At 43.3% G+C, this 26,076-nt stretch carries 24 protein-coding genes, 4 pseudogenes and 1 CRISPR repeat array; of the genes and pseudogenes, 21 read left to right on the forward strand and 7 right to left on the reverse strand.

The genetic code is table 11. The features are described 5' to 3' along the window. Positions 1-6: 6 nt before the first annotated feature. The 3 genes from LJ046_RS06610 (at position 7) to LJ046_RS06625 (ending at position 2,289) form a co-directional block, all read left to right on the forward strand. Positions 7-363: a hypothetical protein gene (locus tag LJ046_RS06610; protein ID WP_002876972.1), complete on the forward strand. Its 357-nt coding sequence runs from the start codon at positions 7-9 to the stop codon at positions 361-363. 211 nt (positions 364-574) lie between these two features. Further along, positions 575-1,099, forward strand: coding sequence for a hypothetical protein (locus LJ046_RS06615; protein WP_002876970.1), 525 nt, complete (start codon positions 575-577; stop codon positions 1,097-1,099). Positions 1,100-1,377: 278 nt separating this feature from the next. Beyond that, positions 1,378-2,289 (forward strand): DNA/RNA non-specific endonuclease, encoded by a 912-nt coding sequence (locus tag LJ046_RS06625; RefSeq protein WP_002876967.1) that lies wholly within the window; start codon positions 1,378-1,380, stop codon positions 2,287-2,289. A 60-nt stretch (positions 2,290-2,349) separates the two neighbouring features. Here LJ046_RS06625 and LJ046_RS10435 read toward each other — a convergent pair. Further along, positions 2,350-3,237: pseudogene (locus LJ046_RS10435) on the reverse strand (ISL3 family transposase). Positions 3,238-3,385: 148 nt separating this feature from the next. Between LJ046_RS10435 and LJ046_RS06640 the strand changes: the two are divergent. The 14 genes and pseudogenes from LJ046_RS06640 (at position 3,386) to LJ046_RS06710 (ending at position 16,840) form a co-directional block, all read left to right on the forward strand. Then, positions 3,386-3,583: a hypothetical protein gene (locus LJ046_RS06640; RefSeq protein WP_002876961.1), complete on the forward strand. Its 198-nt coding sequence runs from the start codon at positions 3,386-3,388 to the stop codon at positions 3,581-3,583. An 11-nt stretch (positions 3,584-3,594) separates the two neighbouring features. Next, positions 3,595-4,833, forward strand: a complete 1,239-nt coding sequence (locus LJ046_RS06645) for a DNA-methyltransferase (RefSeq protein WP_002876960.1) — start codon at positions 3,595-3,597, stop codon at positions 4,831-4,833. Between the two features lies 1 nt (position 4,834). Then, positions 4,835-5,383 (forward strand): hypothetical protein, encoded by a 549-nt coding sequence (locus LJ046_RS06650; RefSeq protein WP_002876957.1) that lies wholly within the window; start codon positions 4,835-4,837, stop codon positions 5,381-5,383. Next, a complete protein-coding gene (locus tag LJ046_RS06655) occupies positions 5,370-7,508 on the forward strand; it encodes a DEAD/DEAH box helicase family protein (protein ID WP_002876952.1) in 2,139 nt (712 codons plus the stop codon). The genes LJ046_RS06650 and LJ046_RS06655 overlap by 14 nt, the downstream gene beginning before the upstream one ends. Then, entirely contained in the window at positions 7,486-7,689 is a 204-nt protein-coding gene (locus tag LJ046_RS06660; protein WP_002876951.1) for a DNA modification system-associated small protein, read from the forward strand. Before LJ046_RS06655 ends, LJ046_RS06660 begins: the two co-directional genes overlap by 23 nt. A 1-nt stretch (position 7,690) precedes the next feature. Continuing rightward, complete coding sequence (locus LJ046_RS06665) at positions 7,691-9,685, forward strand: AAA family ATPase (RefSeq protein WP_002876950.1); 1,995 nt, start codon at positions 7,691-7,693, stop codon at positions 9,683-9,685. A gap of 10 nt (positions 9,686-9,695) precedes the next feature. Beyond that, positions 9,696-10,073 (forward strand): hypothetical protein, encoded by a 378-nt coding sequence (locus LJ046_RS06670; protein WP_002876949.1) that lies wholly within the window; start codon positions 9,696-9,698, stop codon positions 10,071-10,073. Between the two features lie 12 nt (positions 10,074-10,085). Continuing rightward, a complete protein-coding gene (locus LJ046_RS06675) occupies positions 10,086-11,771 on the forward strand; it encodes a sigma-70 family RNA polymerase sigma factor (RefSeq protein WP_002876947.1) in 1,686 nt (561 codons plus the stop codon). Between the two features lie 154 nt (positions 11,772-11,925). Beyond that, positions 11,926-12,123, forward strand: a complete 198-nt coding sequence (locus tag LJ046_RS06680) for a hypothetical protein (RefSeq protein ID WP_002876946.1) — start codon at positions 11,926-11,928, stop codon at positions 12,121-12,123. Next, the gene (locus tag LJ046_RS06685) at positions 12,123-12,599 is read left to right on the forward strand and encodes an N-6 DNA methylase (protein WP_002876944.1); all 477 of its coding nucleotides are present in this window, start codon (positions 12,123-12,125) and stop codon (positions 12,597-12,599) included. Before LJ046_RS06680 ends, LJ046_RS06685 begins: the two co-directional genes overlap by 1 nt. Before the next feature lie 512 nt (positions 12,600-13,111). Then, positions 13,112-13,417 (forward strand): annotated as a pseudogene (gene cas2 / locus LJ046_RS06690) (CRISPR-associated endonuclease Cas2). Between the two features lie 153 nt (positions 13,418-13,570). Then, a CRISPR array of direct repeats spans positions 13,571-14,064; the repeat unit is 36 nt; unit sequence GCTAAAAACTTATCTCCGCTAAAAGGAGACGAGAAC. A 570-nt stretch (positions 14,065-14,634) separates the two neighbouring features. Continuing rightward, the gene (locus LJ046_RS06700) at positions 14,635-15,294 is read left to right on the forward strand and encodes a DUF3232 domain-containing protein (RefSeq protein ID WP_002880268.1); all 660 of its coding nucleotides are present in this window, start codon (positions 14,635-14,637) and stop codon (positions 15,292-15,294) included. Between the two features lie 301 nt (positions 15,295-15,595). Further along, positions 15,596-15,928, forward strand: coding sequence for a hypothetical protein (locus LJ046_RS10440; RefSeq protein WP_002880269.1), 333 nt, complete (start codon positions 15,596-15,598; stop codon positions 15,926-15,928). 60 nt (positions 15,929-15,988) lie between these two features. Then, positions 15,989-16,840 carry a Fic family protein gene (locus LJ046_RS06710; protein WP_002880270.1) on the forward strand — a complete coding sequence of 284 codons (852 nt, stop codon included), beginning with the start codon at positions 15,989-15,991 and terminating at the stop codon, positions 16,838-16,840. 57 nt (positions 16,841-16,897) lie between these two features. On the opposite strand, the gene LJ046_RS06715 is transcribed toward LJ046_RS06710, so the two are convergent. Then, complete coding sequence (locus tag LJ046_RS06715) at positions 16,898-17,248, reverse strand: P-loop NTPase family protein (RefSeq protein WP_002880272.1); 351 nt, start codon at positions 17,246-17,248, stop codon at positions 16,898-16,900. A 189-nt stretch (positions 17,249-17,437) separates the two neighbouring features. On the opposite strand from LJ046_RS06715, the gene LJ046_RS06720 reads away from it, so the two are divergent. After that, positions 17,438-18,139 (forward strand): TIGR00266 family protein, encoded by a 702-nt coding sequence (locus tag LJ046_RS06720; RefSeq protein WP_002880274.1) that lies wholly within the window; start codon positions 17,438-17,440, stop codon positions 18,137-18,139. Between the two features lie 53 nt (positions 18,140-18,192). On the opposite strand, the pseudogene LJ046_RS10030 reads toward LJ046_RS06720, so the two are convergent. Next, positions 18,193-18,642: pseudogene (locus LJ046_RS10030) on the reverse strand (alpha/beta hydrolase family protein); the annotation flags it as partial. 75 nt (positions 18,643-18,717) lie between these two features. Here LJ046_RS10030 and LJ046_RS06730 point away from each other — a divergent pair. Next, complete coding sequence (locus tag LJ046_RS06730) at positions 18,718-19,467, forward strand: class I SAM-dependent methyltransferase (protein ID WP_002880277.1); 750 nt, start codon at positions 18,718-18,720, stop codon at positions 19,465-19,467. A 61-nt stretch (positions 19,468-19,528) separates the two neighbouring features. Here the strand turns inward: LJ046_RS06730 and LJ046_RS06735 are convergent. The 3 genes and pseudogenes from LJ046_RS06735 to LJ046_RS06745 form a co-directional block, all read right to left on the reverse strand. Beyond that, positions 19,529-19,861 (reverse strand): annotated as a pseudogene (locus LJ046_RS06735) (ATP-binding cassette domain-containing protein); the annotation flags it as partial. 102 nt (positions 19,862-19,963) lie between these two features. Beyond that, on the reverse strand, positions 19,964-23,164 hold the full coding sequence (gene carB / locus LJ046_RS06740) for a carbamoyl-phosphate synthase large subunit (RefSeq protein WP_002880280.1): 3,201 nt from the start codon (positions 23,162-23,164) through the stop codon (positions 19,964-19,966). Next, positions 23,157-24,233 carry a carbamoyl phosphate synthase small subunit gene (locus tag LJ046_RS06745; protein ID WP_002880281.1) on the reverse strand — a complete coding sequence of 359 codons (1,077 nt, stop codon included), beginning with the start codon at positions 24,231-24,233 and terminating at the stop codon, positions 23,157-23,159. The genes carB and LJ046_RS06745 overlap by 8 nt, the downstream gene beginning before the upstream one ends. A gap of 388 nt (positions 24,234-24,621) precedes the next feature. On the opposite strand from LJ046_RS06745, the gene LJ046_RS10195 reads away from it, so the two are divergent. Further along, complete coding sequence (locus LJ046_RS10195) at positions 24,622-24,780, forward strand: hypothetical protein (protein ID WP_002880282.1); 159 nt, start codon at positions 24,622-24,624, stop codon at positions 24,778-24,780. A gap of 81 nt (positions 24,781-24,861) precedes the next feature. Here the strand turns inward: LJ046_RS10195 and LJ046_RS06750 are convergent, their stop codons facing one another. Next, positions 24,862-25,053 (reverse strand): hypothetical protein, encoded by a 192-nt coding sequence (locus tag LJ046_RS06750; protein ID WP_231127993.1) that lies wholly within the window; start codon positions 25,051-25,053, stop codon positions 24,862-24,864. Positions 25,054-25,337: 284 nt separating this feature from the next. Between LJ046_RS06750 and LJ046_RS06755 the strand changes: the two genes are divergently transcribed. Beyond that, the gene (locus LJ046_RS06755) at positions 25,338-25,979 is read left to right on the forward strand and encodes a tyrosine-type recombinase/integrase (protein ID WP_002880287.1); all 642 of its coding nucleotides are present in this window, start codon (positions 25,338-25,340) and stop codon (positions 25,977-25,979) included. Positions 25,980-26,076: the final 97 nt, after the last annotated feature.

Here is a 26,076-nt window from a genome sequence, read left to right on the forward strand (position 1 = left end):
GATCGAATGAAAACTACCAAATTAGTTGTTGGTATTATGATGATCGTTTTAGCAGCTTTTATATTATTCCAGTCATCAGCAGTTGGCCTGGGTAACGCGTTAGCTAACAATGGCGAAACTAGTGGCTCATCTGGATTTTTGGTTGCAGTGTTATACTTAGCAACTGGAATCGTTTATATCGTGACTCGTAAGCGAGAAGGCTTAGGGGGCGACATTGCTGGTTTAATAATGATGCTAATCTGTGGATTAATGGGTTTTAATGCTGGGAGCTACAGTGACCTAGTAATCTGGAGTGTTTTGGCAGTTATTATTGATACTGGTTTCTTCACTTGGCATCTGGCTGTTAGAGATAAGAACGAGTAAATTTTAATTGATAATTGTGTTTATCAATAGTTCTATAAACGCGTAGCGATTATAGCTCTGTTGACAACTATTTAGCCCTATTTAGGCTTAACCGCCTATCTAGGGCTTTTTCTTTCCTGAAATCTCTGCAAAGGTTAATGACCTTAGGGCAACCTTTCTTGAACCGTCTGCAGGAGAAGGTGTATTCCTTGTAGAAATCCTGAAACGTAAAATGAAAGTTGCCTTCGAAGAAAGTAAGAATATTGCTGAATTTGAAGATAATTCTCTATTAGCTTTGACTTCTCTTTACGGGATTGAGCTAATGGAAGACAATGTTGAAATGATAGTTATGAACATGTTTCAGGAATTTGTTACAGACTATCTTTCTAGGATTCAAACATTAAGTTCTGATGCTAAGCAAAACGAAAGAGTTATTAAGAGTGCTAAAGTTATCATTCGAGCAAATATGGCACAAGGGAATGCATTAACTTACAAGACAAGCACTGATGACCCAATCATTTTTAGTGAGTGGGATACATTTTCCAAGAATGGTCGACTTTATGTTCAGCGTAAGGAGCAAACATTTGAGTCAATTGTAGCACCTCAACAAGAAGAAATGGACTTGTTCAGCTCATACGATACTGATGAGGATGGTGACATTGAAGTAAAGCCGGTTGAGACGATTTATCATCAGTATGAACCTGTTAGAATGACCGACATTTACAAGCAACTTGTCCATATGGAAATAGATGATTAAATCTATAAACCGAAAGATTTGGAGGTGTCTAGAATATCAAAGGTTAAATTGAGAAAGCTTGGTTATTCAAAAGGAGTTACAGTTCCTAAGGAAATAACTCCTGTTGCTGAAAAATATCGTGTTTATCAGAGTTCAGACGGAATGATCCTATATGTACCAGTGAGTATTGATGATTCGTTTGTTAAGTTTGAGCTAAACGATATCATCAATAAGTTTAAAAAGAAGTAGCAGATAAGTATTACTGTGTGACTATCTGCTGCAACATGAGAAGAAAGAAAATGAATAAAAAATTTGCAAAAGTAACTTCTGTTATTACTGTTGCTTTCGCTATGCTGACGTTTGGTGGTAATGTAAATGCTGCTACTAACTTAGCTAATGTTAACTATAGCGGAAAAGCTGTATTTACTGTTGACAATAACAAGCCTAACTTCTCGAAGAAGGATTTATCCAAGAAACGTGGTTCTTGGCAAAAGTGCAGTAATCTGGATGGCTATAACCGTGCTCGTGTAGCCAACGCCTTACTTAACAAAAAGCTGATGCCCACCCAGCCAAGAGAAGCTTTATACTGGGATCCAACTGGTTGGCATAATAAGCGTATTGCTAGTGGTTGGCTCTACAATCGTAGTCATCTGATCGGCTATCAGTTGACTGGTCAGAACAATAATCCAAAGAATCTGATTACTGGTACTCGCCAGTTGAACGACCCAGGGATGCTTAAGTACGAAAATATTGTAGCCAACTACCTACGGTCGTCTAAGTCTCACTACGTACGCTATCGAGTTAATCCTGTGTTCAAGGGGACAGAGCTATTGGCACGCGGCGTGGAAATGGAGGCACAATCCGTTGGCTCAAATGCTGTTCGCTATCATGTTTATGTATTTAACGTTCAGCCGGGTGTGAAGCTGAACTATAAGGACGGCACAAGTGTAGTTTCTGGAACTGTTCGTAAGGCGAAGAAAGCCTATGTTGCTAAAAAGAAGACTGTCAAGAAAGTTGTAAAGAAAAAGTCTTATTCTACATCCAAAAAGAAGATTAAAACGTCAACTACTGGGCGGATTGTTGGTAACCGTCGTTCTAAGATCTACCATGTCCCGGGGCAAGCGGGTTACCGGATGAGTTCAGCAAATGCCGTTTACTTCAGAACTGAGGCGCAAGCAAAAGCAGCTGGCTACAGACGCGCGTTACGATAAATGATTTTGGCTCTCTGTCAAATCTTACTGATGGGGTGTCAAGTCTATTTTTTTGAAGCATCAAGCAAATCGTTTGCTTGATGCTTTTTGAATTGGGACATTCTTTTGTTCAAGGCGAATACGCTTGAGCATAGTTGTCAAATTTCTGTATCCGAAAGTAGTCCGCTGGATCTGTTTGATTTTGCGGTTAAAGCCTTCTAGGCAGCCGTTGGAGTAGCTGAATTTGGCCGCATTAATAACAGCCTTCCGGTTCTTTCTGAAGGTCCTAATCGTTGTCTTTAATTGGTCGCAGTATTGGTTAATATCGCTGTCTAGTAGCTCAGCTATCTTGGTGCTATTTATGTCCTGCAGGGCTATCATAAAGTCTTGCATGAAGTCGTATGATGAGCGTAAAACATCGTCGTATTCAAGTCCTTTATCAACGATTTGAACAGGTGTGTACGAGCACTTTAAGCGCCAGTCAAAAAATTGTTTCTGCCCCTCTAATTCCGTGTATTTCTTCAAAAACAGCTTCCAGCATCCCTTATAAATTCAATGCTTGAGGCCTTTTTCGGGATCCGTACGGTTCTTGTCTGCCTGTTTCATAACTAAGACTCTGTAGCTGTTAAACGATCTAGTAACCATCTGTATAAGGTGGAAGCGATCAATGATGATTTCCGCACTTGGGAATAGTCTACGAGCTAGTACGTCATAATAACAGTTTAAGTCCATCGATGCAGTCTTAACCCGCTCCCGATCTTGAGCTGAATACTTCTCAAAATACCTGATAATGGAGCGCTTATAGCGATTAGGGAGAATAGTGACAACCGTGTATTTATCACTATCAAGACAGATGAAACGGAGTCTCATGCCAACGCCTCTAAATTCATCAAAAGCTAGATACTCAGGCAAGGGATCACTAGGATCAAAAGATGTGGTCGATGGAAAAGAATATAGTGTAATGATCATATTTTATCAATAGAAATGGCAATATTTTTATTGGATGAAAGGATTAATTGTGGAAAATACAAGTATTTTTGATATAATTAAATAGATCCAGTATCTATTAAATAACTATAAGTTAAATATTTGATATCCATAGAAAAGGATTTCATTCATGGAAGAAAATAATTTTGCGGTGTCTGTAAATAATCAGTCTGTACAGGCACCGGAAGATACAAGAGCAACATCCCTTGTATCTATGACGAAAAAAGATAAGGAATATCTTTCTGCTGTGGCGAAGGCACATGGGCTTTCTTTGTCTGCGTTTTTTCGATTGGCTGCAGAGGAGTATATCAAGAATCATGAATGGTAAGGTGAATTTCTATGGGTGAGTTTATTAACGGCGAGTGTCTGGAAGAAATGAAGAAACTTCCGGACAACAGTATTGACTTTATTTTTACGTCTCCACCATATGCGGATCAGATAAAAGACTATGGCGTTACCGGAAAGAGCGTAAAGATAAAGCCTTCAAAGTTCAATGACTGGTTTCTTCCAAGGGCGAAGGAGATGTATCGGATCCTGAAGCCTACTGGAAGCTTTGTACTGAACATCAATGACAAACTAGACGGAAAGTATCAGAGCTTATTTGTATTTAAGCTTGTCGTTTTGCTTTCTGAGAAGGTAGGTTTCCATCTGGTAAGAGATTATATTTGGTACAATCCGGCAACGCCTCCGAATGTATTTTCACGAGGAACCATGGGACGTACGAAGAAGTCTCATGAATATTGTTTCTGGTTCAGTAAATCGGATGAGTGGACTTTTCATATGGACCCGATCAGGAAACCATACGGCGATAGGATGGAAGAGTTGTTTAAGGCTTCTGCGAAAGGAGATCGTGATGCAAATACCAGACCTTCCAGGCATAGCTTTGATCTTTCACATCCGTGGAAGAATAATGGTGGTGCAGATCCAGGAAGCGTTCTGACAATAAGTAATACGAGCAGTAATGATACATTTCATCGGTTATGCAAACAGTTTGGTGTATCACATCCTGCACGATTCCCGATGAAACTTGTTGAATTCTTTGTCAAAGCAGGAACTAACAAAGGAGATGTAGTTCTTGACCCATTTGGTGGGTCTGGGACAACTGCTATTGTTGCAGAGCAATTGGGTCGGGATTTTAAGTATATAGAGATTAATCCTGATTACTGTGAGATGGCCAAGAAATGGCATCAGGTGGAGTTCCATTGTGAAGAAGTTTGGAATAATAATCTGGTGAGATTTATTGATGAGATGCTTCCAAGATGTAAATGGCAGCTTCTCCCATTTGCGTATGTATATGATCTTTTTGAATCGTGGTTTCCTACGGTTGGTTTGTACGAAAAGCCAAGGAATAAGACGTTGTTTTATGATCATTTGAAGGGAATTCTGAAGGACAATGATGAGTGGAAAATTACGGATGGATATGTTGAAGTAAACGACGATAACATGCCACTTCCTGAGCCATTGATTAAAGAATATAACCTGAAAAACTGGATGAACAAGGACTGTGATCCCGATGATGAGACTTCGCTCTGCAGTCCTGCTTTGAATTCAAAGTATATGGGGATCAGAAAGGTGTAGCATGGCGACGCGAAGATTGAAGCAGAGTGAGCTTCATAGTTTGTTTTTGACAGACGTTGGCGATATTGCTGAAAATGTTGAGAGTATAAACAGAAAGCCCCTTCGCGCTCATCTGAAATACCCTTTTAACCGCGATATCAAGGCTTATGTGTTTAATTGCACGGGTCCTCCAGGGGGACGTACGGTAGATGAATGGAAGGTTCAACTGATTATTGACAATCAGAAGCGCGGACAGCGTGGAAGATTTGATGATTCAGACGGTACTACTGTTTTAATCATTGGTTATGCCCAGATTCTAAATGATACTGAGGATGGTGTCTGGGTTTTGTTTGAACTTGATAAGCACAGAGAGTTTGCATATTCGGCAAATATTCAGATATACCTTCGGCAAATTATGAAGGCGCTGGAAACGGGTGTATATGTACACAAGAAGCACAATAACGAAATTGTTGTTATAGCGAAGCGTGAATGTCTTGTTGAAGGGCTGAAGAAGCGGTTTGATATTGATTTGCAGATTATGTTGAGGAACGCAGGTCATGGGGTTACGTGATTACAACTTTAAGCCGGATTACAATAAAACGAATGACGATATCGCAGAAGATTTTTATCTTCCGGCAATGAGAAACTCAGTTCGTTATGACCGGATTTCTGGATATTTCGGAAGTACGATCTATATCATTGCCTGGACTGCTCTTCAGGAATTTGTAGAACACGGCGGTAAGATACGGATTATTTGTTCGCCTGTTATTTCAGATACAGATAAGACGGCAATGGCGGAGGGATATTCGGCAAAGAATGATGCCATTATTCAGCGCAATATGGCAGAAGAATTAAACAATATGTTTTTATCGCCTGAGTTGGAGAAACCGACAAGAGTTCTTGCGTGTCTGATTGCCGAAAACATACTTGATATCAAGATCGCTGTTCCAGAGACTGGAATGGAACCTGACCTTAAGAGACTGTTCCATGATAAGGTCGGCATCTTCACTGATAGTAATGGGGATTCAGTTGGCTTCAGAGGTTCTATGAATGAAACTTATCAGGGACTTTCTGAAGATGGAAATCTTGAGTCTATTGATGTATTCCCAAGTTGGGATGACAGACGGGATTCGTTTCGTGTGGACAGTGCAAAGGACTATTTTGAAAGGTTGTGGAATGAGAAACAGCCAAATGCTTTGGTATATAAATTCCCTGACGCACTAAAGCAGAAACTGATTGATAAAAGCAATGGATATGATTGGAAAGCCTTGTTGTCTGAGATTGCAACCGGAATATCACTTGCTAAGAAATGGTGTTCTGATAAGAAGTCAAAAAAGAAATCTCCAAGAGATCATCAGGTTAAAGCGCTTGAAAACTGGGTAGATCATGACCGTCGTGGAATCTTGGAGCACGCCACAGGATCTGGCAAAACATATACAGCAATATGCGCGATTCGAGACGCGTTGGATCGTGGACAAACAGTTTTAGTCCTTGTCCCGTCGAAAGAATTACTGCGACAATGGAAGAAAGAGATTCTTGAAAATATATCAGATATTCAGCTCAGTATCCTTTTATCTGGCGATGGCAATACGTCATGGCGTGATGGGGATACATTGTCATTATGGACTAGGAAAAGCAGCGGTCAGAATAAGATTACGATCGCTATCATGGATACGGCATGTAATGATTTATTCGTTAAGAATGTATCAGACGGCAAACATTTATTACTTGTAGCAGATGAGGTTCATCGAATCGGAAGCCCGGAACGTAGGAATATTTTGAACATCGATGCCGGAGAAAGGCTTGGTCTTTCTGCTACGCCCATCAGATATGGTGATCCTGAAGGAACTGCCGCAGTATTTGATTATTTTGGTGGTATTGTACCGCCTGTATTTTCATTGCAGGATGCAATCCGTTCTGGTGTATTGACTAAGTATTATTATCATCCGTTGCCTGTACTTTTATCGGAAGAAGAACAGGAGGAATGGGATGAACTGACAAAGAAAATTAACAAGATGATTGTTATTGGAAAATCAAAAGGTTCTTCTTTTTCTTCTATGATGCAGGGGAATACCAGGCTGCAGATGCAGCTTATAGCTCGGGCGAGAATTTTGAAGCAAGCGAAAGCTAAGGTACCTTTGGCACTTGACACGATTAAGAAGTATTACGAAAGAGGCCAACGATGGATTGTGTACTGCGACAATCAGGGCCAGCTTTCAGAAGTTTTGGATCTTCTATTAAGGAATGGATACGATGCTTATGAGTATCATTCTGATATGATAGGAAGTAGAGAGGAAACACTTAAATATTTTTCTTATAATGGCGGTATTTTAGTTTCAATCAAGTGCCTTGATGAAGGTGTTGATATTCCGGAAACAACGCACGCACTGATATTGGCTTCTTCTAAAAACCCAAGAGAATTTATACAGAGAAGAGGTCGTATATTACGGAGGTCAAAAGGTAAGTATTTCGCTCAGCTTTACGACGCAATTGTAATGCCACAGGAATCTTATCAGGAAAATGATAAGAGCAACTCTATTATCGAAGCGGAACTTTCCCGTGCAATACAGTTTGGCGAATGGGCTGAAAATCCATCGTGTACGGCTGATCTTAAGATTATTGCAAGGAAATTTGGTATTGATTATCAGAAGGTAAAAGACGGAGGTTACGAAGATGACAGAGAGGAAGAATCTTGATGAACTTCTTTCGGTTCTTGAAAAGGTGCGTTCAGAAAAATATTCGGATGTTCCTGAAGAACTGATAAGACAGATTGCTTATGCTCAGTATGACAATCAGGACGATAGACAGCAGGCGAGATCTAAAACAATGAGTCTGATTGCCGAGTATATGAACCGGCTTAATAACAGGGAGGGCTGATATGCTTCATTTTACAAGAATGACATTAACAAATTTCGGCCCGTACAAGGGTGAGCAGACGATTGATTTCACAGATAAGTCTGGCGTTATTATCTTCTGGGGGAATAATGGACGTGGAAAAACTACTCTGCTTAATGCTTTTCGCTTCGCTTTGTTTGGAAAAATCCAGAGACGTAATGGCGTTTTAAAACATCTCAAGGAGATGGAGAATACTGAAGCAGCTGATGCTGGTCAGCACGGCTTTAAGGTCGTTCTGGAAATGACAAATGATGGAGATATCTATGCATTGACTCGGCAGTATATGCCAAGGCAGGGCGTCACTGATCCGGCTGGCGATGAAGATTATGAAAAAGTTACTTTCCTTCGTAAGAACGGCGCTATTTTGTCTCCAGAAGACAGAGATCATGAGCTGAAAGTGATTATGCCTGAGCAGGTTTCCAGATTCTTCCTTTTCGATGCAGAACTTCTGCAGGAATATGAGGAATTGGTAAGTTCTGATGACTATTCCGGTGAACAGATAAAAAATTCAATTGAAAAGATTCTTGGCCTTCCAGTTCTCCAAAATGGATGTGTTGATATTGAAGAGTGTTTATCGAAGTATGAAACACAGAAGACAAGAGCTGCAAAGACTGATGATAGGACTGCAAGGTACGGAATTGAACTGGATAGTATAAATGCGAATATCAAAGAGCACGTAAATGCTATTCAGGAGAAAAAGTCGCAGCTTTCGGATCTGCTCGGTCAGAAGACAGTAGTCGAAGAACAGATGAAAGCTACGAATCAGTTGCGTGAGTGGATTATTGAACGTAATAATGCTGAGAAAAATCTGAAGAGCACGGAGGGAAAACTTGTCTCGGTTCAGCAGAAATTATCTGCGTTAATGAAGAATGCCTGGAAGGGCATGCTTCTCACGACAATCCGTGATATGCGGGAAAAACTTGAGACAGAGGAAAAAGTTCTGACATCTAAGAAGCAGAAAAGAACTGTTGCGGAAAGTTTCATCAAAGAGATGAAGAGAGCGGTCGCTGACAGAACTTGTCCTGTATGTGAACAGGATATTGACAGTACTATTATTGCTGAACTCCAGAGGAAGATTAAGGAATCGTCATCTGAGTATTCTGGCCTGACAGAAGTTGAACGTGGTAGACTTTATGATATCCACTCCTCGCTTGATACACTAAGAAAGCTCGGCGTTGATGTCCAGGATGTAAGGCAGAATGTAAAGCTCCTTGAAGATCAGAAGGATCAGCTTTCAATTGAATGTACAGAGTATAAACAACAGATCGCTGAGATGAAGGATCATATTTCGAGATATGGAATGAACGCTGATGAAAATGATGTTTTGAGTATTACTACAAGATATTCGGAGATTGATCAGTCTATTCATGACATCCGCAATGGAATTGACGCAGAGAATAAAAAGCTTAATGAACTTAAACAGCAAAAGGATAAGATTACAGAGGCTATTGATAGGTCTGCAGGAAGCACAGATTACAGGGAGGCAAGCCGTCGCTACGAACTTTGCGATCATATTTTCAAGATCTTTGATGAGAGTAAAGCAAAGTACAGGGACCAGCTGAAGGCAAATGTTCAGTCGGATGCAACGGAATTATTCCTCAATCTGACTGAAGATCCCGATTATGTAAGACTTCAGATCAATGATAATTATGGCCTTGAAATAGTTCATAAATCTGGACGGATTGTTCCAGGGAGGTCTTCTGGTTATGAGCACGTAGTTGCATTGTCTCTTATCGGAGCTCTTCATAAGAACGCCCCGTTGCAGGGACCGATTATCATGGATTCGCCGTTCGGACGTTTGGATCCTACACATAAGGCAAATATAATCAGAACACTGCCGAAGATGGCGGAACAATCTATGCTTCTGGCATACACCGGTGAAATTGATGATCAGGTGGCACGGCAGGAACTTGGGGCAAGTCTGCTTCATGAGTTCAAGCTGGAGCGTGTAACATCTATGCATACGGAGATTGAGTGAGGTAAGGACAATGGTAGAGGATATTACAAACTTACGGCTTTCAAGACTGGCAACTCATGTTGCAACAGAAATGAAGGAATCTGGTTTATTTGAGGACGCATTGACTGCTGCTAAATTTGGTATGGCTTATGCTGTTAAATATAATCTTGATGATGTGAATTCAGATGATAAGATAGCTCAGCTTGATGCGGTTTATGATGCGACCGGTAATAATTACAACGTTGGGTCTGTAGATCCGGATCATTATATCGCTGATTTCATCGGTGCTTTGTATCCGGGATGTACGACTCCGTATCGCTATGCAAGAGTTCTGATGTGCTACGGTTTGAATAAACTTGGGGATTTTCTGGATGAGGGAAAGTTGTTTCCTATTAATCAGTACATGTAATGGGAGTTTAATGTGGCTTACGTAGAGTATGCCTTCCGTGACGATCCATATACGATTGCTCTATTGGAAGATGCTGGAAGAAAAATAAAAGATTGTTGCCAGATCATGACATTTGGCCGGCATCTTGTAAAGCCGGAGATTATGGGACAGTATCTGTTCTTTTTTCCATATGCCATTTGGAATGGTCATGGAAAGTATCATGGCGATGCCAATAAGCTTATGATGCTGATGGAAGATCATGATATCAATCCGGAATACAATTATGTTGCTGTCATTGAATCACAGGTGGAATTCCAAGTTAGATCGGATGCTTTGAAAAACATAAGCCAGTATTATGCCCCTGCATGGAATATGAGATCATACCTCAATTACTTTTCTGATATACCGAGTGGGGTAATATTTTTTCTAAGAGTTTTTCGTATAGATACTGCTGCAGATCTTTCTCTAATGGAGAAAGGTTCAAAGGGAAGTGTTCAGGTATTCCGATTATATGATAGATACGAGAACGAGACTTCCGCAGAGATATCCGGCATGACGCCGGTGATATCAGATAACAGATTTCAATATCTGAAGGACGAGATCATCAGCGATTTAAAGGTTGATGGAGTATTTATTGCTGAATATTCAAATACCGATAAAGGAAAAAGTGATTTGCAGGAACGGCTTGATGCAGCGAAGGCGCTATACGGAGAATTTCACTGGGGCGGTTCTGTAAAAGTTCAGGCCTTGAAAGAAATTGGATACAAGCTTGGTGTTGATGAAGACTTCGATATGGCTCAGCTTGATTATGATGCTATTTTTGACGAAGCAGAAGCAGTATGTCCTGCCATGAAAGGAATGCTGAAAGATATACGGAATATTCAGGCAGCCAGACTTGGGGAATACGATTATAATCTTGAGATGGTTCATAAACGTGGACCTGATGCACAGGATGCTTCCCTTCGCATCTTTGATATGGTACTTCGGTCTTGTGTCAAAGTTGCTTTGTATGCATACAAAGATAACGGCATGGAATTTGAAGATGCCTTCCAAGAGGCCTGTATAGGTGCATGGACCGCAATCTGGAAACACAGTGATAGTGTGGAAGGTCTGTTTCCTTCTTATGCGTCGATGTGGATGAGCCAGGTTATGCATCGTGATCTTCCATATCTCCACCAGACCTGTTACGTGTCGGTTCATACGGTGGAACAAATTAATCAGTATCTGAATCAGATAGAGAAAATTGTTGGCCCGACTGATTTCAATAATTTGTCAGAGAGAGAACTGCATGATCTTCTGAAAAAATATACAGACTGGCCAGAAGAAAGAATCACTCAAGTGCTTTATATTCTGCTGACGCCTGAAAGCATAGAAACGTTACAGGAAGAGACCGATGGTAATGCGTTTGTGTCAGATGAAAATGTGGAAGACGATGTAATTTCCCGGGTTCAATCCGAACAATTGACGGAGCTTGCGCTGAGAGGTCTAAGTGACCGTGAGCGCAGCGTTATTGAGAAGCGATATGGTTTGGCAGATGGGAATGAGCATACTCTTGAGGAAATTGGGCAGGAAATGTCTGTGACGAGAGAGCGGGTCCGTCAAATCGAAAGCAAAGCAAAGAAAAAGATTGCTGCAAAATTTTATGCAAACCATGTAATCTCACATGCGCGGTTTATTTCTGTGGTACCAGAAGGAAATCTGGGTCGTAAGAAAAAATGATCGTAGGCTCTTTGTCAAATCTTACTGATGGCGTGTCAAGCCTATTTTTTTGAAGCATCAAGCAAATCGTTTGCTTGATGCTTTTTGAATTGGGACATTCTTTTGTTCGAGGGTAACCGCCGACCACTTCATTAAGACTAAATTTGCCCGTACGATGTTAGGTGTAAAGAAGGCAACACAACACAATCCTCGTTCAACCTGGGAATATGTCCCACTTCAAGACTTCACGTCAAATTCCGATATCGACTGGTCCAAGTCAATTCCAGAAATCGACCAACAATTGTACAAGAAATACAACCTTACCCAAGATGAGATCGACTTCATCGAAACGAAAGTGCAGGCAATGAAATAATGGCAGACGAACGACTAATCAAGTCTGATGATCGCGTAAAAGACATTGGTGAAGTCTTCACGCCTCAGAGAATTGTTGATCTGATGCTTGATCAACCTGAAATCACTGCCAGGGTTAATGACTTGAAAACTACTTTTTTAGAACCCTCTGCTGGGGAAGGTGTATTCCTAGTAGAAATTCTTAAAAGAAAGATGAAAGTTGCTCTTGAGCAGAGCAAGAACATTACTAAATTCGAAGATAATAGTCTCTTGGCTTTATCATCTCTTTATGGGATTGAACTGATGGAAGACAATGTCGAGATGCTAGTAATGAATATGCTGCAAGAGTTTATAAGCGATTATCTTTCTGGAATTCACGCCATAAATCCAGATGCTAAGCAAAATGAAAAGATCATCAAGAGCGCTAAAGTCATTATTCGAGCCAATATGGCACAAGGGGATGCACTAACTGATGACCCAATCATCTTCAGTGAATGAGAAACTTTTTCTAAAAATGGTCGGCTGTACGTTCAACGAAAGGAGCAAACCTTTAAATCGATCGTTGCCGGTGAAGATACCGTTAATTCGATGGCAGCTTCTCAACAAGAAGAGATGGACTTATTCAGTTCGTATGATACTGACGAGGAGGGCGATCTTGATGATAATTACCGCACTTGCTTTTAAACCGAGACACAAGCAAGGTGGCTGGATATAGACGTGTATTGTAATAAAAAATTGTTAAGTACCAAGTAATATTTGCTTGGTACTTTTTTATTTGGAATTATATTAATTATCAAAGTAAAAATATGGCTGTTTGTCTAGCACACTTGATTTGTAAGTGCTACCATGATGATGGAAGCTAATTTGCTCTTTGATAAGTGTGTAATTGGTGGAAAAATTTTCCGGATAGGGGATGCAATCGAGGAGACAGTTAAGTCTTATATTGCATGTCCGCAAGCAAATAGTGCTAGTAGTTTAAAGCTTCCGACTTTCATCGAAGGAGGCAAGTAATGGTTTTACTTTTGAGCTTTGACTTGCCTCGAAACACAAAAGAAGAAAGAAAAGAGGCTGCGGAGTATCGGAAAAGACTAGTGGAGCTGGGCTTTGATATGAAGCGATATAGTCTTTATGAACGAGAAGTTGAGTCATAGGAAACAAGCAAGCACTTGATCAAGACTTTGAAAGAAGAAGTTCCAGATGATGGAATGATCACCTTGTACTTGTTGCCAAATGAAGTTAACGACAAACAAATTACGATTTTAGGTAGTGAAGTGACACTGTCGACCAACACAAACCCAAAGCTCATCATAATTTAGTTGGTTGTATTGTAAAATATACGTAGTTCTCATTTAGCTGGCTATTTGTCCAATTTTCGGGCAAAAGTTAAGCCATAGTCTGATCACTTGTCCTGATTATGGACATTGAAAATGGTAGATTTTGGCGAAATATCAATGATTGTTTGGTGGTCAGCTAAAAACTTATCTCCGCTAAAAGGAGACGAGAACTCAACGTTAAAGTTGATAATCATTCTATAACTATTATCCTTGCTAAAAACTTGTCTCCGCTAAAAGGAGACGAGAACTCAACGTTAAAGTTGATAATCATTCTATAACTATTATCCTTGCTAAAAACTTGTCTCCGCTAAAAGGAGACGAGAACTTTAAAATGGCAAATCAGTAAATTCAATTCCACGAGTTAGCTAAAAACTTATCTCCGCTAAAAGGAGACGAGAACTTATCTTCAGCAAGAGTTACTTCGCCGTACAGGACTTCATCTGCTAAAAACTTATCTCCGCTAAAAGGAGACGAGAACTAAATTGCTCTGCCCACTCATCGAGGTCACTTCGCTTATAGCGGGCTAAAAACTTATCTCCGCTAAAAGGAGACGAGAACATAATGAAAGCTTGACCATCAATTACAACGCTTACGCTAACAACTTATCTCCGCTAGAAGGAGACTTGAACATCAGCGACGCCATTTTCCAATTCGTATCTTGATTTAGCCTCATATTTAGTTATGGGCGGGTATTACAGCTCAAAGACCGACTTTATTAGGCAGCAGATTAAATGGTTTGATGACTATCATAATCCAGTTATTACTGACAATTATGGCAATATTTCACGATTTGCCTTTGGGGATCCTGATTTAACGGTCAGTCATGAGTTTTTCAATATTTCAGCCATTACGCGCTGGGATCTAGACATGATTGATGACGCTTACGAGTCGATGCTTATCAACGAGTGGATGTGCTCCAAAGGATTCAAGATTGTTAAACTTGCTAACAAGACGGGATAAAGGAGAATTTGGACAAATCCACCCAATTTTAATCTTTTACCAGTATAATAAGGTATATGAGCATCTAATTAAGATGATTCAGCCAGTACGGCTTAATTTGCCGATTCATACCGTTAACGGCCATTCTAAGGATACAGAGCAAAAAAAGCATGATGAAAGCGCACACTTAGTACAACACGAAGCTGCGGTGAAGGCTTAGACTGGCAATGGAGCAACACAAAAAGTAAGGAGAAATTAATATGCCATATAAACTGACCGAGATTCAAAAGCTTGATTTATATATTCACTTGAACAAGTTAAACAGTAAGATAAAGATCCTATCGACTGACGAAGAGTGGGCTAATAACCGTAAGCAAATTGGCGAGGTACTCTACCAACTTAATTTAGTCGAAGATCCAACTGATATGAATGAAGTTGAAAAAGCGAATTTAGACTATATTAGAAAGCGGACGAAATCCATTATTCAGAATAGCGGGCGAAAACCAATGGCTGCATACTTTATCAATCAAAAGGCATTAGACGAATTAGGCAACTTAGTTGACGAAGAAGACGAAAATTTTTACTCTGACTTTCATGACATGTTGGTTAATGATATGATCAAATACGCAACAATTGTAAGAGATTTCGATTTAAAATTAGCTAAAGCCAAAGAAGCTAACGATGCGAATTACTACCGAGAAGAATATGCCAGACTTGATAGTGCTAGACGGCGCCAACATGATGCAGTAATTGCAAATCTTGCGGTCGCAAATAGAACCAACGAGTCGGAAGGCTTAGAGCCAGTATTAGATGTTGGCGATGGCAGATCAGTCCATGATGTGCATCGTACTGATATTGGCAATGCAGTTATATCATGGCTGGCAGAAACCAATCATCAAGATGCCCAAGTGCAAAATTAGATGGAAAAGAATGTAGACGTTGCCTATGATTATAATCACGTATTAAAACTTAATACATTTCCGCTGATTCAAGGCGAGTACAGACGGTAGCTAACAACTTATCTCCGTTAAAAGGAGTCATAATAAAAGCGGCCAGTAGCTGGATAGTATCCAGTTGCTGGCCGTTTTTTCGTATAAAAAATATCCTTTATCCCGTCCAAAATGAACTAGACTGAATAAGATTCGGTGCTATGATGAAGTTAGAAATACTGACAGCGGATACAGAGAAGCGGGCGAGATTGCAATCTTAGGGGGCAGTGAGATGAAGCAGAAAAATACCCGCGACCCCAAGAAAATGACCAGCTACTTCTGGTATGAAGCGCCAATTTTTGTGGTCGTTACTATTTCAGGCTTTATCTACAACATCGGCATGGTGGCTGGACCATACTTTCAAGGGCAGCTGCAGCTCTTGATGATTGCCCGCAGCGTGGTCTGCGATCCGCAGATCCTTTTGCTTGATGAAATGACCGTATCCCTGGATAAGGAAACTGAAGCCAAAGTACTCAAGGCAATCGATGCTGCCAGCAGCGGACGGACAGTTTTGTCCATCTCCCACCGCTCTGGGGCTCACGATGGCCGGATCATCAAACTGTAACGGGAATATGCTACAATTAGTCGGAAGAAGCAGGTAAAGAATAAACGAGGAGGTGAGGGAATGGCTGATTTTGCCAAGCTAACAGAGCTGAAGAATAAAATTGACACTTACCGTCCGCTATCTAAATATGAGCAGGAGCAGCTGGACGCGGATGTGAAAATTGATCACGTTTGGTCATCAAACGCGATAGAAGGCTCAACTCTTACCCGGTATGAGACTGAGGCGATTCTTAAAAAAGGACCGACCATCCACGGGAAAAGCGTTGCCGAAGTATTGGATACGCTCGACTTGAGTGAAGCCTATGACTACATGATGTATTTAGCTAGCCAGGCCCAGAACTTAACCCAGCTGGATATTCGAAATCTGAACAGGCTGGCAATGGCGAAAAGCCGGCCAGAAGACGCTGGTGTCTACCGAAGCGTGCCTGTCCGGCTAGCAGGAGCGGAAGTCAATCCGTATGCTGACCCTTGGGATATTGCTGTCAAGATGGCAGAATTGGTTGACTGGGCAAACGATGCGCAAGACAAGTTCCATCCCGTGGACTACGCTGCCCAGCTGCACTGGCGTTCTGTTATCATTCACCCCTTCATTGATGGAAACGGGCGGATGGCAAGATTGCTGATGAACCTGGCCTTGACTGAGCATGGTTATCCAGTTGTCAACATTCAGCCAAATAAAGAGAGCCGGCTGAACTACATGGAAGTTATGGAAGAATGTGACAGAGCCGGCTCTGCTGACAAATTGATTGATCTCATTGCTGATTACGCTGAAGAAGCCTTGCGGAAGAAGTTAAAGATTTTAGAGCTTAGCGCTAAAAATCATACTGACTCCGGCTACATTATTAGCGAGAGAGAACTAGAAGAGTGGCGGAAAAAGCGAAAGCAGCAGCTTCAGACGAAGAAACACGCTTAGCTTAATCTAAACGTCAAAAAGGCATGACTCCGTTAATTCGGAATCATGCCTTATTTTTTAGCGATTTTTTCTAACGATGCTCTGTTCTACAGAGATAAAGTGATTCTTGCCGTCAACCGTGTGGTCAATCAAGGTGAAGTATGTCGTGTCCTTGCTGTTTTCTGGTACGGCAAGACGGGCATTGTAGCCAGTAGCGATAAAATTGTCCGCGATATCGTAGATGTTCTTCAGCAGCAACTCTTGCTGTTCATCATCGATACCAGAGAATGATTCGTCCATCAAGATGATCTTCGGGGCAAGCGGATTGCTCATCTTCTTTTCGTCCAGTTCCAAGACGATCAAAAGTGGTTCAAGGATCGCCCGGCTTCTTTGCCCTTCAGAGAAGGCATTAAGCTTACGGTCAGTCATCGCTGGACTACTTTGAACCAGATTTCAGCGAGTTAGAAAAATAAAGATAAATTCTCTGTTTTTCTTGATTTTTTAAACAATAATTTTTTTTGCGGGAAAAGCCATTTCTTAATATAATATAGACAAGAAAAAGAATTATTGGCATAAATATCAGATTTTGCTAAGGCAATAGAAAAGCAGAGGGACATCATGAAGTACGAATTAAGCGGCGGGAATACCTGCCCATTAGCAACTGTAACACTCGATAAGGGGGAAAGCATTAAAGTTGAAAACGGCGCCATGGTGTACATGAAAGACGTCACCATCGCCGGTAAGATGAACTCCAGCAAGAAGGGCCTAGGCGGCTTGCTCGGCGCGATTGGCCGGAGCTTGACCAGTGGTGAAAGCATGTTTATCACCCAGGCAACTGGTGATGCGGACGGCGGACAAATAGGGGTTGCACCGGCAATTCCTGGCAAGATTCTAAAGCTTTCCGTTGGTAAGCAGCAGTATTGCTTGAACACCGGCGCCTTTCTGGCAAGTGACGACAGCGTCAGCTACAAGATGAAAAGTCAAAGTTTTAGCAAGGCAGCCTTTGGGGGAACAGGTGGTTTCTACGTAATGAAAACTGAAGGCGAAGGTGACATGCTGATTAACGCTCTTGGTGACTTGGTAGAACTGACCGTAACCAGCGATAAGCCGATCTCAATTGACAATGAACACGTCATTGCCTGGGATGCAAATCTTGATTACGACATTAAAGTGGCGTCGGGGATGTTTGGCTTTACCTCAGGTGAAGGCCTGGTCAACCACTTTACCGGGGATGGCAAGGTTATCATCCAAACTCGTAACCTGCGTTCATTAGCTGAGGCCCTGCAACCTTTTATCGTTGAAAAAAACAGCAATAGTTAATGCAGCAAAAAAGATCGCCACAATCGTGACGATCTTTTTTCATGTCTGTTATTTTACTCAGCAAATTTCCCTGACTCAACATCACTGATGAACTTATATAAGGAAGAGAAAAATGCATCTGGGTTATCAACATGGTGGCAATGGCCCCCATCTGGCGTGACCACCATGCGGGAATTCTTCAAAGTATGGTGCATCCGGCGCACCGCGTCAAGCGGCATTGTGTCAAATTCACCAACAGTCAAGAGGGTAGGGAGAGTTATTTGGGCCAGTTTGTCTCTGAAGTCCCATTCGGTCAGCTGCCAACCATCATGAACTCATTGTTGCCCTGGAAGTAGTTGTAAACCTGGGTATTGGTCCTGCTGACCACATGCCATGCTGAACATTTCATCCCTTTCACGGTTGATGTTGACCGTGTACTCATCCAAATTGTCAATCATCGATTCAATAACTACTGCCTTAAGATGCTGGCCATATCTGACTGCGTATTCCTGTGCCAGTAAGCCAAAGTTATAAATGCTGGGAAGAATTTTAACGCTGTGTTAAACTAAAACTATTAATTACGTGGAGGAAAAACAATTATGAACTATCAAGACATCAACGCTGAAACGATCGACCGCTGGGTCAAAGAAGGCTGGGAGTGGGGGAAGGCGATTGACCACGACACCTTCCAAGCCGCTAAAGAGGGAAAGTGGGAGATCAAGTTAACCCCGGTTAAGTATGTCCCGCACAGCTGGTTTGGTGACTTACAAGGCAAAAAAATCCTTGGCCTAGCCAGCGGGGGTGGCCAGCAGATGCCGATTCTGACTGCCTTAGGGGCAGAATGCACAGTCCTGGACTATTCTGACCAGCAGCTGGAAAGCGAGCGCCTGGTTGCAGAACGGGAAGGCTACGATATTGATATCGTCAAAGCCGACATGACCCAACCTTTGCCTTTTGCTGACGAAAGCTTCGACATGATCATTCAGCCAGTTGCCAATTGCTACGTTGAAAAAGTCAAGCCGATCTGGAAAGAATGCTACCGGGTCTTGAAAAAAGGCGGAGTCCTCTTGGTTGGCCTGGATAACGGGATCAACTACCTGTTTGATAGCGATGAAGAAAAGTATGTCGTCAACTCCTTGCCTTTTAATCCGCTGAAAAATCCTGACCAGATGCTGCAGCTGGAAAAAGATGATTCTGGTGTCCAATTCTCTCATACCTTGGATGAACAGATCGGCGGCCAGCTGGAAGCAGGCTTCACCTTGACCAATCTCTATGAAGATACCAACGGCGAAGGCCGCCTGCACGAATTGAATATCCCGACTTTTATCGCGACCAGAAGCGTGAAATAGCAAAAGCCACCAAGTTTGAGCTTGGTGGCTTTTAATGTATCCAAAATGATTTGCTTTTTTCTTATTCTTCGCTATGTTCAAACTGTGATTGGTAAAGGTCGGCGTAAAAGCCTTTCTTTGCCATCAAGCTGTCATGGTTGCCGACTTCAACGATATCCCCGTCCTTCAAGACGATGATGCTGTCTGCATCCCTAATCGTTGACAAGCGGTGGGCGATAACAAAAGCCGTCCGCCCCTGCATCAGCCGGTCCATCCCAAACATGGACCGTAAATCAGACCACTTCATCTTGCTTGTATCCTGGCCGCCAATCGTCATCTTCCCGCTGTTTAACTCGTAAAAGCGAATCAAGAGCTTGACCAGGGTGGTCTTGCCGGTCCCAGTAGGCCCGACGATTAATGTGCTAAGTTATTACAAGTGGAAATCTGGAAATTTTTTCAAAGAAAAACGCCAGCAAATGCTGACGTTTAAACTATTGAGTAGAGTGTGATGAATTTTTTACAGCTTGGTGATGTCGACCAAGGAGATCTTGTTGTCGTGCTTGGCTTCCAGGGCGTGGATGAGGGCCCGCGCCGTATCAAGGGAAGTGTAGATCGGCACACCGGCTTCTACGGCAAAGCGGCGGATCAGGAAGCCATCCTTCAAGTTGTTGTTTCTGGTTGGGATGTCGATGACCAGGTCGACCGTTTCCGTCAAGATCAAGTCAAAGATGGTGTTCTCCCTGTCATTGATCCGGTTGACCAGGCGGGCAGGGATGCCATGACTCTGCAAGAAGTCGTATGTCCCTTGGGTCGCGTAAAGGTCGTAGCCAAAGTCGTGGTATTCCTTGGCGATTGGCAAAAATTCTTCCTTAGCCGAATCCTTTACCGTGCAGATAACCTTCTTGTGCTTAGGCAGGTCCAGGCCAGTCCCCATAAAGGCCTTGTACATGGCTTCTTCAACGTCTTCAGAAATCCCCAGAACTTCACCGGTTGACTTCATTTCCGGCCCCAAGGCAATTTCCGCCCCGGTAATCTTTTCAAAGGAGAAGACTGGCATCTTGACGGCAACTGTCTTCTTTTCCGGAGCCAGACCGTAGTCATAGCCTTGCTCCTTGATGGACTTGCCTACGATGACATTGGTTGCCACGTCAACCAGCGGAATCCCGGTAACTTTGGAGATATAAGGGATGGTTCTGGAAGAGCGGGGGTTGACTTCGATCACGTAAACTTTGTTTTCGTAAACGATAAACTGGATGTTCATCAAACCCTTGACCTTCAAGGCCTTGGCCAGGCGCTTGGAGTATTCTACGATTCGTTCCTTCATCTCCTGGGAGATCTTTTGCGGCGGGTAGATGGAGATTGAGTCACCAGAGTGGACACCTGCTCTTTCTACGTGTTCCATTATCCCTGGAATCAAGATGCCTTCATCATCGCAGATGGCATCAACTTCACATTCCTTGCCGGCCAGGTACTTGTCGATTAAGATCGGGTGGTCTTCAATGTTGAACTGGGAAGTGATGTGGTCAATAAAGCGCTTGAGGTCGCCGTCATTTAAGGCGATTTCCATCCCGGCCCCGCCTAAAACGTAGGAAGGACGTACCAAAACCGGGTAACCCAGCTCATTAGCGGCCTTTAAGGCTTCTTCAGCCGTAAAGACGGTTTGCCCCTTCGGCCGGTCGATCTGGCACTTTTCCAAAATCTCGTCAAATCTTTCCCGGTCTTCAGCCGCGTCAACACTGTCGGCAGAGGTACCAAGGATCGGCACGCCCATCTTCATCAAGTCCTGGGAGAGCTTAATCGCGGTTTGTCCGCCGAATTGGACGATAGCCCCGTCTGGCTGCTCAAGTTCAATGATGCTCTGCACGTCTTCTGCCGTTAATGGTTCAAAGTAGAGGCGGTCGGCGATGTCAAAGTCAGTTGAGACGGTTTCCGGGTTATTGTTGACGATGATGGTTTCGTAGCCAGCTTCCTTCAGGGCCCAGACACTGTGCACGCAGCAGTAGTCAAACTCAATCCCTTGGCCGATTCTGATTGGGCCGGAGCCAAAGACAATCACCTTTTTCTTGGACCGGTCTGGCTGGATTTCATGTTCACCGCCATAAACGCTGTAGAAGTATGGCGTTTCGGCATCAAATTCAGCCGCGCAGGTGTCGACCGTTTTGAAGGCAGCCGTGATCTTCAAGCCCTTTCTGAGGTAGTAAACTTCATCAGCAGTCTTGCCGGTTAAGCTGGCGATAACCCGGTCTGGGAATTCGCAGTGCTTGGCCAGTTTCAAAAGATCTGGCGTCAGTTCTTCGCTCTTGAGGCGGTCTTCAATTTCAACCAGGTGCTTGATCTTGTCAATGAACCAGACGTCGATCTTGGTAATGGCATGAATTTCCCGGATGGAGACGCCCTTTCTCAAGGCTTCGGCAATTCTGAAGGCCCGCTTGTCGTCAATCTTGCGGAGGTCTTTACGGAGATCATCAGCTGACAGCTGGGCAATTTCTTCATTATAAAGGTAGTAGCTGTCTTGTTCCAGGGACCGGAGGGCTTTCATGAAGGCACCTTCGAAGTTGTTGCAGATAGCCATGACTTCCCCGGTTGCCTTCATTTGGGTGCCCAGCTTGCGGGAAGCGTCGTAGAATTTGTCAAAAGGCCACTTAGGAATCTTGCAGACGATGTAGTCAAGGGTTGGTTCGTAAGAAGCGTAGGTCTTTCCCGTTACGGCGTTGACGATTTCATCCAAGTTGTAGCCCAAAGCAATCTTGGTAGCAAGCTTGGCGATAGGGTAGCCTGTTGCTTTTGAGGCCAGGGCAGAAGACCGGGAAACACGAGGGTTGACTTCAATGACGCAGTATTCAAAGGAGTCTGGGTTGAGGGCAAACTGGACATTGCAGCCGCCCTTGATGTTCAAGGCAGTGATGATGTTGAGGGCAGAGGAGCGGAGCATCTGGTAGTCCTTGTCTGACAAGGTTTGAGATGGCGCTACCACGATACTGTCACCGGTGTGGACACCGACCGGGTCCATGTTTTCCATGTTGCAGACGGTGATGCAGTTGCCGGCACCATCGCGCATGACTTCGTATTCAACTTCCTTCCAGCCGGCGATTGATTGTTCAATCAAACATTCAGTAACTCGGGAGAGGCGGAGGCCGTTAGAACAGATTTCACGCAGTTCTTGTTCATTGTAGGCGATCCCGCCGCCAGTCCCGCCCAAAGTGTAGGCCGGGCGGACAACTACGGGATAGCCGATTTCCTTGGCAAAAGCAATGGCGTCTTCAACGTAGTTGACGACAACTGACTTGGCAACCGGTTCACCGATTCTTTCCATCAAGTTCTTGAATTCCAGCCGGTCTTCAGCCATCTTGATCGTGTCGGTGTCAGTACCGATAGTCTTGACATGGTGCTTTTCCAAAAAGCCTTCATCAGCTAATGCCATGGCGATGTTCAAAGCGTTCTGCCCGCCCATGGTTGGCAGAAGGGCGTCTGGCTTTTCTTTTTCAATCAATTGCTTGACGACTGGCACAGTCAAAGGTTCGATGTAGACGTGGTCAGCCATGTCGCCGTCAGTCATGATCGTGGCTGGGTTGGAGTTGATTAGGACAACTTCGATGCCTTCTTCTCTGAGGGCCCGGCAGGCCTGGGTCCCGGCATAGTCGAATTCAGCGGCCTGGCCAATGATGATCGGGCCGGAACCAATCACTAAAACTTTTTTGATATCGTCGCGCTTAGGCATTCTTGTGTTCTCCCATCATTTCAATAAAGCTGTCAAATAGGTATTCCGTGTCGTGCGGGCCGCCGCAGGCTTCCGGGTGGAACTGGACGGACTTGATGTTTTCCTTTAAGTATTCCAGGCCTTCGATCGTCTTGTCGTTGACGTTCTTGAACCAGACCTTGGCTTGCTTTGGATCAATCGTGTCTTCCTTGATCACATAGTTGTGGTTTTGCGTGGAGATGTAGACCCGGCCAGTGGTCAGATCCTTGACTGGGTGATTGCTGCCGTGGTGGCCGTAGACCATTTTTTCCGTCTCAAAGCCGTGGGCTAATGCTAAGAGCTGGTGGCCCAGGCAGATGGCGAAGATCGGGATACCGGAAGAAGCAAGAATTTTCAGCTGGTCAATGATTTCCGTGCATTCACTCGGATCACCGGGGCCGTTTGAAAGCATGATCCCATCGAAGTTGTGGTCTAAGAGATATTGGGCCGGGGTGTCAGCCGGCAGGACTGTGACACGGCAGCCTCTTTTGGCCAGTTCCCTGGCGATATTGCGCTTGGCACCGAAGTCATAGAGGGCAACTTCGTAGTCACCTTGACCGACATGGTAGGGTTCAAGGCAGCTGCACTTTTCAACGACCCCTTGGATCTTGAAGGCCTTGATCTGGTCAATTACTGCGCTGACTTCGTAATCCTTAGTAGTGATCATCCCGTTCATGCAGCCTTCTTTGCGCAGGATCCGGGTGATGGCCCGGGTGTCGACGCCTTGGATGCCGGGGATGTTGTTTTCAATCATGTAGTCGTTCAGACTCATGTTCATGCGGAAATTGGACCCCAGCCGGGAAAGCTCGCTTACTACAAAGGCTTCGACAAAGGAGTGGGCGGCTTCCTGGTCATCCAGGGGAACACCGTAGTTGCCGATCAGGGGATAGGTCATGACCACGCTTTGACCAGCATATGACGGGTCGGTCAAGACTTCCACATAACCAGTCATCGCCGTGTTGAAGACGAATTCGCTGATAACATCATGGACCGCGCCGAAGCTTTCGCCTTCAAAAACGTGTCCATCTTCCAGTATTAAACGCGCTTTCATTGATTGTTTAACTCCTATAAAAAAAGACATATCAACGAGTGACATGTCTTAAGTGATGAAATATTAATAATTTGAAAAAATGGAAAAGGAACAGCGAATGAAGCTGGGCAGATATCTGGGTTAATGTCAATAAATGCGGCCATTTTTGCTGCTTCCTTTCTGTTTTTTCAATAGTATAAAGGATAGATGCAAGGCATGCAAGTAGTTTTCTTGATCTTCATTAAGAAAGCTGCGTATTTTATATGCATTTAGTTGGTAATCGTTGATTTATCTAGGTGAGAGCTTTACTTGCCTGGATAATCACGAATATTCGCTTTTTTATTATTGAAATGATATTTAAATTAAAAAGTTTTCCGCTTCTATGCTATACTTTTGACTGAGGTAAAAAATGACAGGAATCGGATCAGTAATCAACGTCACCGCCATTATCTGCGGCGGTCTGCTAGGACTTAACTTCGGCTACCTGCTCTACCAGGTAGACAAGGTCATGCGCAAATCCAAGGAGGAATTCTACAAGAAAGCCGAGAACGACCGCCGGACCCGTTAATCTTCTTTCTTTACTACATTTATGACTGCATAGAAAAAGCCGGTATTAACCGGCTTTTTCTATGGCTTCTAAAGCTTGCATTTATTTAATAACCAAGATGATTGAGCCCAAGACGCAGATGATTCTGGTTCCCAGTTCCGCGCTCCAGAAAGCATTAGTCTGAAGAGGCGTTAAAAGCAGCCAGGTCGCGGCCAGCTTAAGGGCTAATTCGCCCAAGTTGCAGTAGAGGTATTCCTTCATCAAAACCATGCTTCTGAGCAATCCTTCATTCAAGAACTTGAAGATGGAGAAAAGCTGGATGCCAACAAAAGCATAGAGGTAAGCGGGAAAAAGGACAAGTAATCATCTCTGAAAATTTGGGCGCAAATGAGAGCTTTTCTCAGCATTTTTGGCAAAAAACCACCGTTTTACTGAATGCGTAGAAATAATCATTTTTACGCATTCGAATCTTGATTAGTTAGGACAGATTTTTTAACAATTTTGCCGCTTCAATGCACCTTTGTGCTAGAATGAATACATAAAGACGCATTCAGTGAGGGGAGGATTTTGCTAGCAAAATGGGCCGAAAAGTTAAAAAAACAGAGAGCAGCAGAAATATCCGGCCGCTGAAAACGGCAAAGGAAATCAACGCTATGAAACGGGCTCTGCAATTTGGGACCGGGACAGTTACCGGGCAAAACAGGAATGGTCTGCGGAATGCTATGATTTTTGTCTTTGGAATCAATACGGGTCTCCGGATCTCCGACATCGTCAAGGCCAAGGTGTCAGACATTGAAGACGGGGAATGGTACAACCTGGTTGAAACCAAGACCCACAAGAACCGGCATGCCTATATTGGCAATATCAGCCAGGACTTGGAAAATTACATTGCCCAGATGCAGCTGAAGCCAAGTGACTGGCTCTTCCCTTCTAGAAAAGGGGAGGGGCATATTGAAGGAAAGTCATTCTATAAAGATTTGAAGCGGGCCGCCCGGCAGTGCGAGATTGATCCCAATACAGTTGGTACCCACACTCTAAGAAAAACTTTTGGCTATCACTACATCAAGAGCGCGACAACCCCAGCAGGTGATCCAGATCCCCGGGCCTTGTACAAGCTGCAGAAGATGCTGAACCACAGCAGCCCAACCACTACTCTGAGATATATTGGCTTGGAAGACGAAAGCATGGAAGAAGATTTGAAGTCTTTCCGTTTGGGATAAAATACACCTTTTTAAGAAGTGAGTTCTATTGCGCTTAAATGTGCAGTTGATCAACTTTAACTTTTTAAGAACAACAGAGTCGCTTTATCAGAACTAT

The organism is Lactobacillus delbrueckii subsp. jakobsenii ZN7a-9 = DSM 26046 (assembly GCF_001888925.1).
Classification (GTDB): Bacteria; Bacillota; Bacilli; order Lactobacillales; family Lactobacillaceae; genus Lactobacillus; species Lactobacillus delbrueckii.

Excerpts from the sequence above, each read along its gene's own strand:
- carB (WP_002880280.1), bottom strand. The coding sequence starts at position 23,164 with ATGCCTAAGCGCGACGATATCAAAAAAGTTTTAGTGATTGGTTCCGGC.
- LJ046_RS06650 (WP_002876957.1), top strand. The coding sequence starts at position 4,835 with ATGGCGACGCGAAGATTGAAGCAGAGTGAGCTTCATAGTTTGTTTTTG.
- LJ046_RS06685 (WP_002876944.1), top strand. The coding sequence starts at position 12,123 with ATGGCAGACGAACGACTAATCAAGTCTGATGATCGCGTAAAAGACATT.
- LJ046_RS06660 (WP_002876951.1), top strand. The coding sequence starts at position 7,486 with ATGACAGAGAGGAAGAATCTTGATGAACTTCTTTCGGTTCTTGAAAAG.
- LJ046_RS06745 (WP_002880281.1), bottom strand. The coding sequence starts at position 24,233 with ATGAAAGCGCGTTTAATACTGGAAGATGGACACGTTTTTGAAGGCGAA.
- LJ046_RS06755 (WP_002880287.1), top strand. The coding sequence starts at position 25,338 with ATGGGCCGAAAAGTTAAAAAAACAGAGAGCAGCAGAAATATCCGGCCG.
- LJ046_RS06645 (WP_002876960.1), top strand. The coding sequence starts at position 3,595 with ATGGGTGAGTTTATTAACGGCGAGTGTCTGGAAGAAATGAAGAAACTT.
- LJ046_RS06720 (WP_002880274.1), top strand. The coding sequence starts at position 17,438 with ATGAAGTACGAATTAAGCGGCGGGAATACCTGCCCATTAGCAACTGTA.
- LJ046_RS06640 (WP_002876961.1), top strand. The coding sequence starts at position 3,386 with ATGGAAGAAAATAATTTTGCGGTGTCTGTAAATAATCAGTCTGTACAG.
- LJ046_RS06730 (WP_002880277.1), top strand. The coding sequence starts at position 18,718 with ATGAACTATCAAGACATCAACGCTGAAACGATCGACCGCTGGGTCAAA.
- LJ046_RS06655 (WP_002876952.1), top strand. The coding sequence starts at position 5,370 with ATGGGGTTACGTGATTACAACTTTAAGCCGGATTACAATAAAACGAAT.
- LJ046_RS06710 (WP_002880270.1), top strand. The coding sequence starts at position 15,989 with ATGGCTGATTTTGCCAAGCTAACAGAGCTGAAGAATAAAATTGACACT.
- LJ046_RS10195 (WP_002880282.1), top strand. The coding sequence starts at position 24,622 with ATGACAGGAATCGGATCAGTAATCAACGTCACCGCCATTATCTGCGGC.
- LJ046_RS06715 (WP_002880272.1), bottom strand. The coding sequence starts at position 17,248 with ATGACTGACCGTAAGCTTAATGCCTTCTCTGAAGGGCAAAGAAGCCGG.
- LJ046_RS06625 (WP_002876967.1), top strand. The coding sequence starts at position 1,378 with ATGAATAAAAAATTTGCAAAAGTAACTTCTGTTATTACTGTTGCTTTC.
- LJ046_RS06680 (WP_002876946.1), top strand. The coding sequence starts at position 11,926 with ATGTTAGGTGTAAAGAAGGCAACACAACACAATCCTCGTTCAACCTGG.
- LJ046_RS10440 (WP_002880269.1), top strand. The coding sequence starts at position 15,596 with ATGAAGCAGAAAAATACCCGCGACCCCAAGAAAATGACCAGCTACTTC.
- LJ046_RS06610 (WP_002876972.1), top strand. The coding sequence starts at position 7 with ATGAAAACTACCAAATTAGTTGTTGGTATTATGATGATCGTTTTAGCA.
- LJ046_RS06700 (WP_002880268.1), top strand. The coding sequence starts at position 14,635 with ATGCCATATAAACTGACCGAGATTCAAAAGCTTGATTTATATATTCAC.
- LJ046_RS06615 (WP_002876970.1), top strand. The coding sequence starts at position 575 with ATGAAAGTTGCCTTCGAAGAAAGTAAGAATATTGCTGAATTTGAAGAT.
- LJ046_RS06670 (WP_002876949.1), top strand. The coding sequence starts at position 9,696 with ATGGTAGAGGATATTACAAACTTACGGCTTTCAAGACTGGCAACTCAT.
- LJ046_RS06665 (WP_002876950.1), top strand. The coding sequence starts at position 7,691 with ATGCTTCATTTTACAAGAATGACATTAACAAATTTCGGCCCGTACAAG.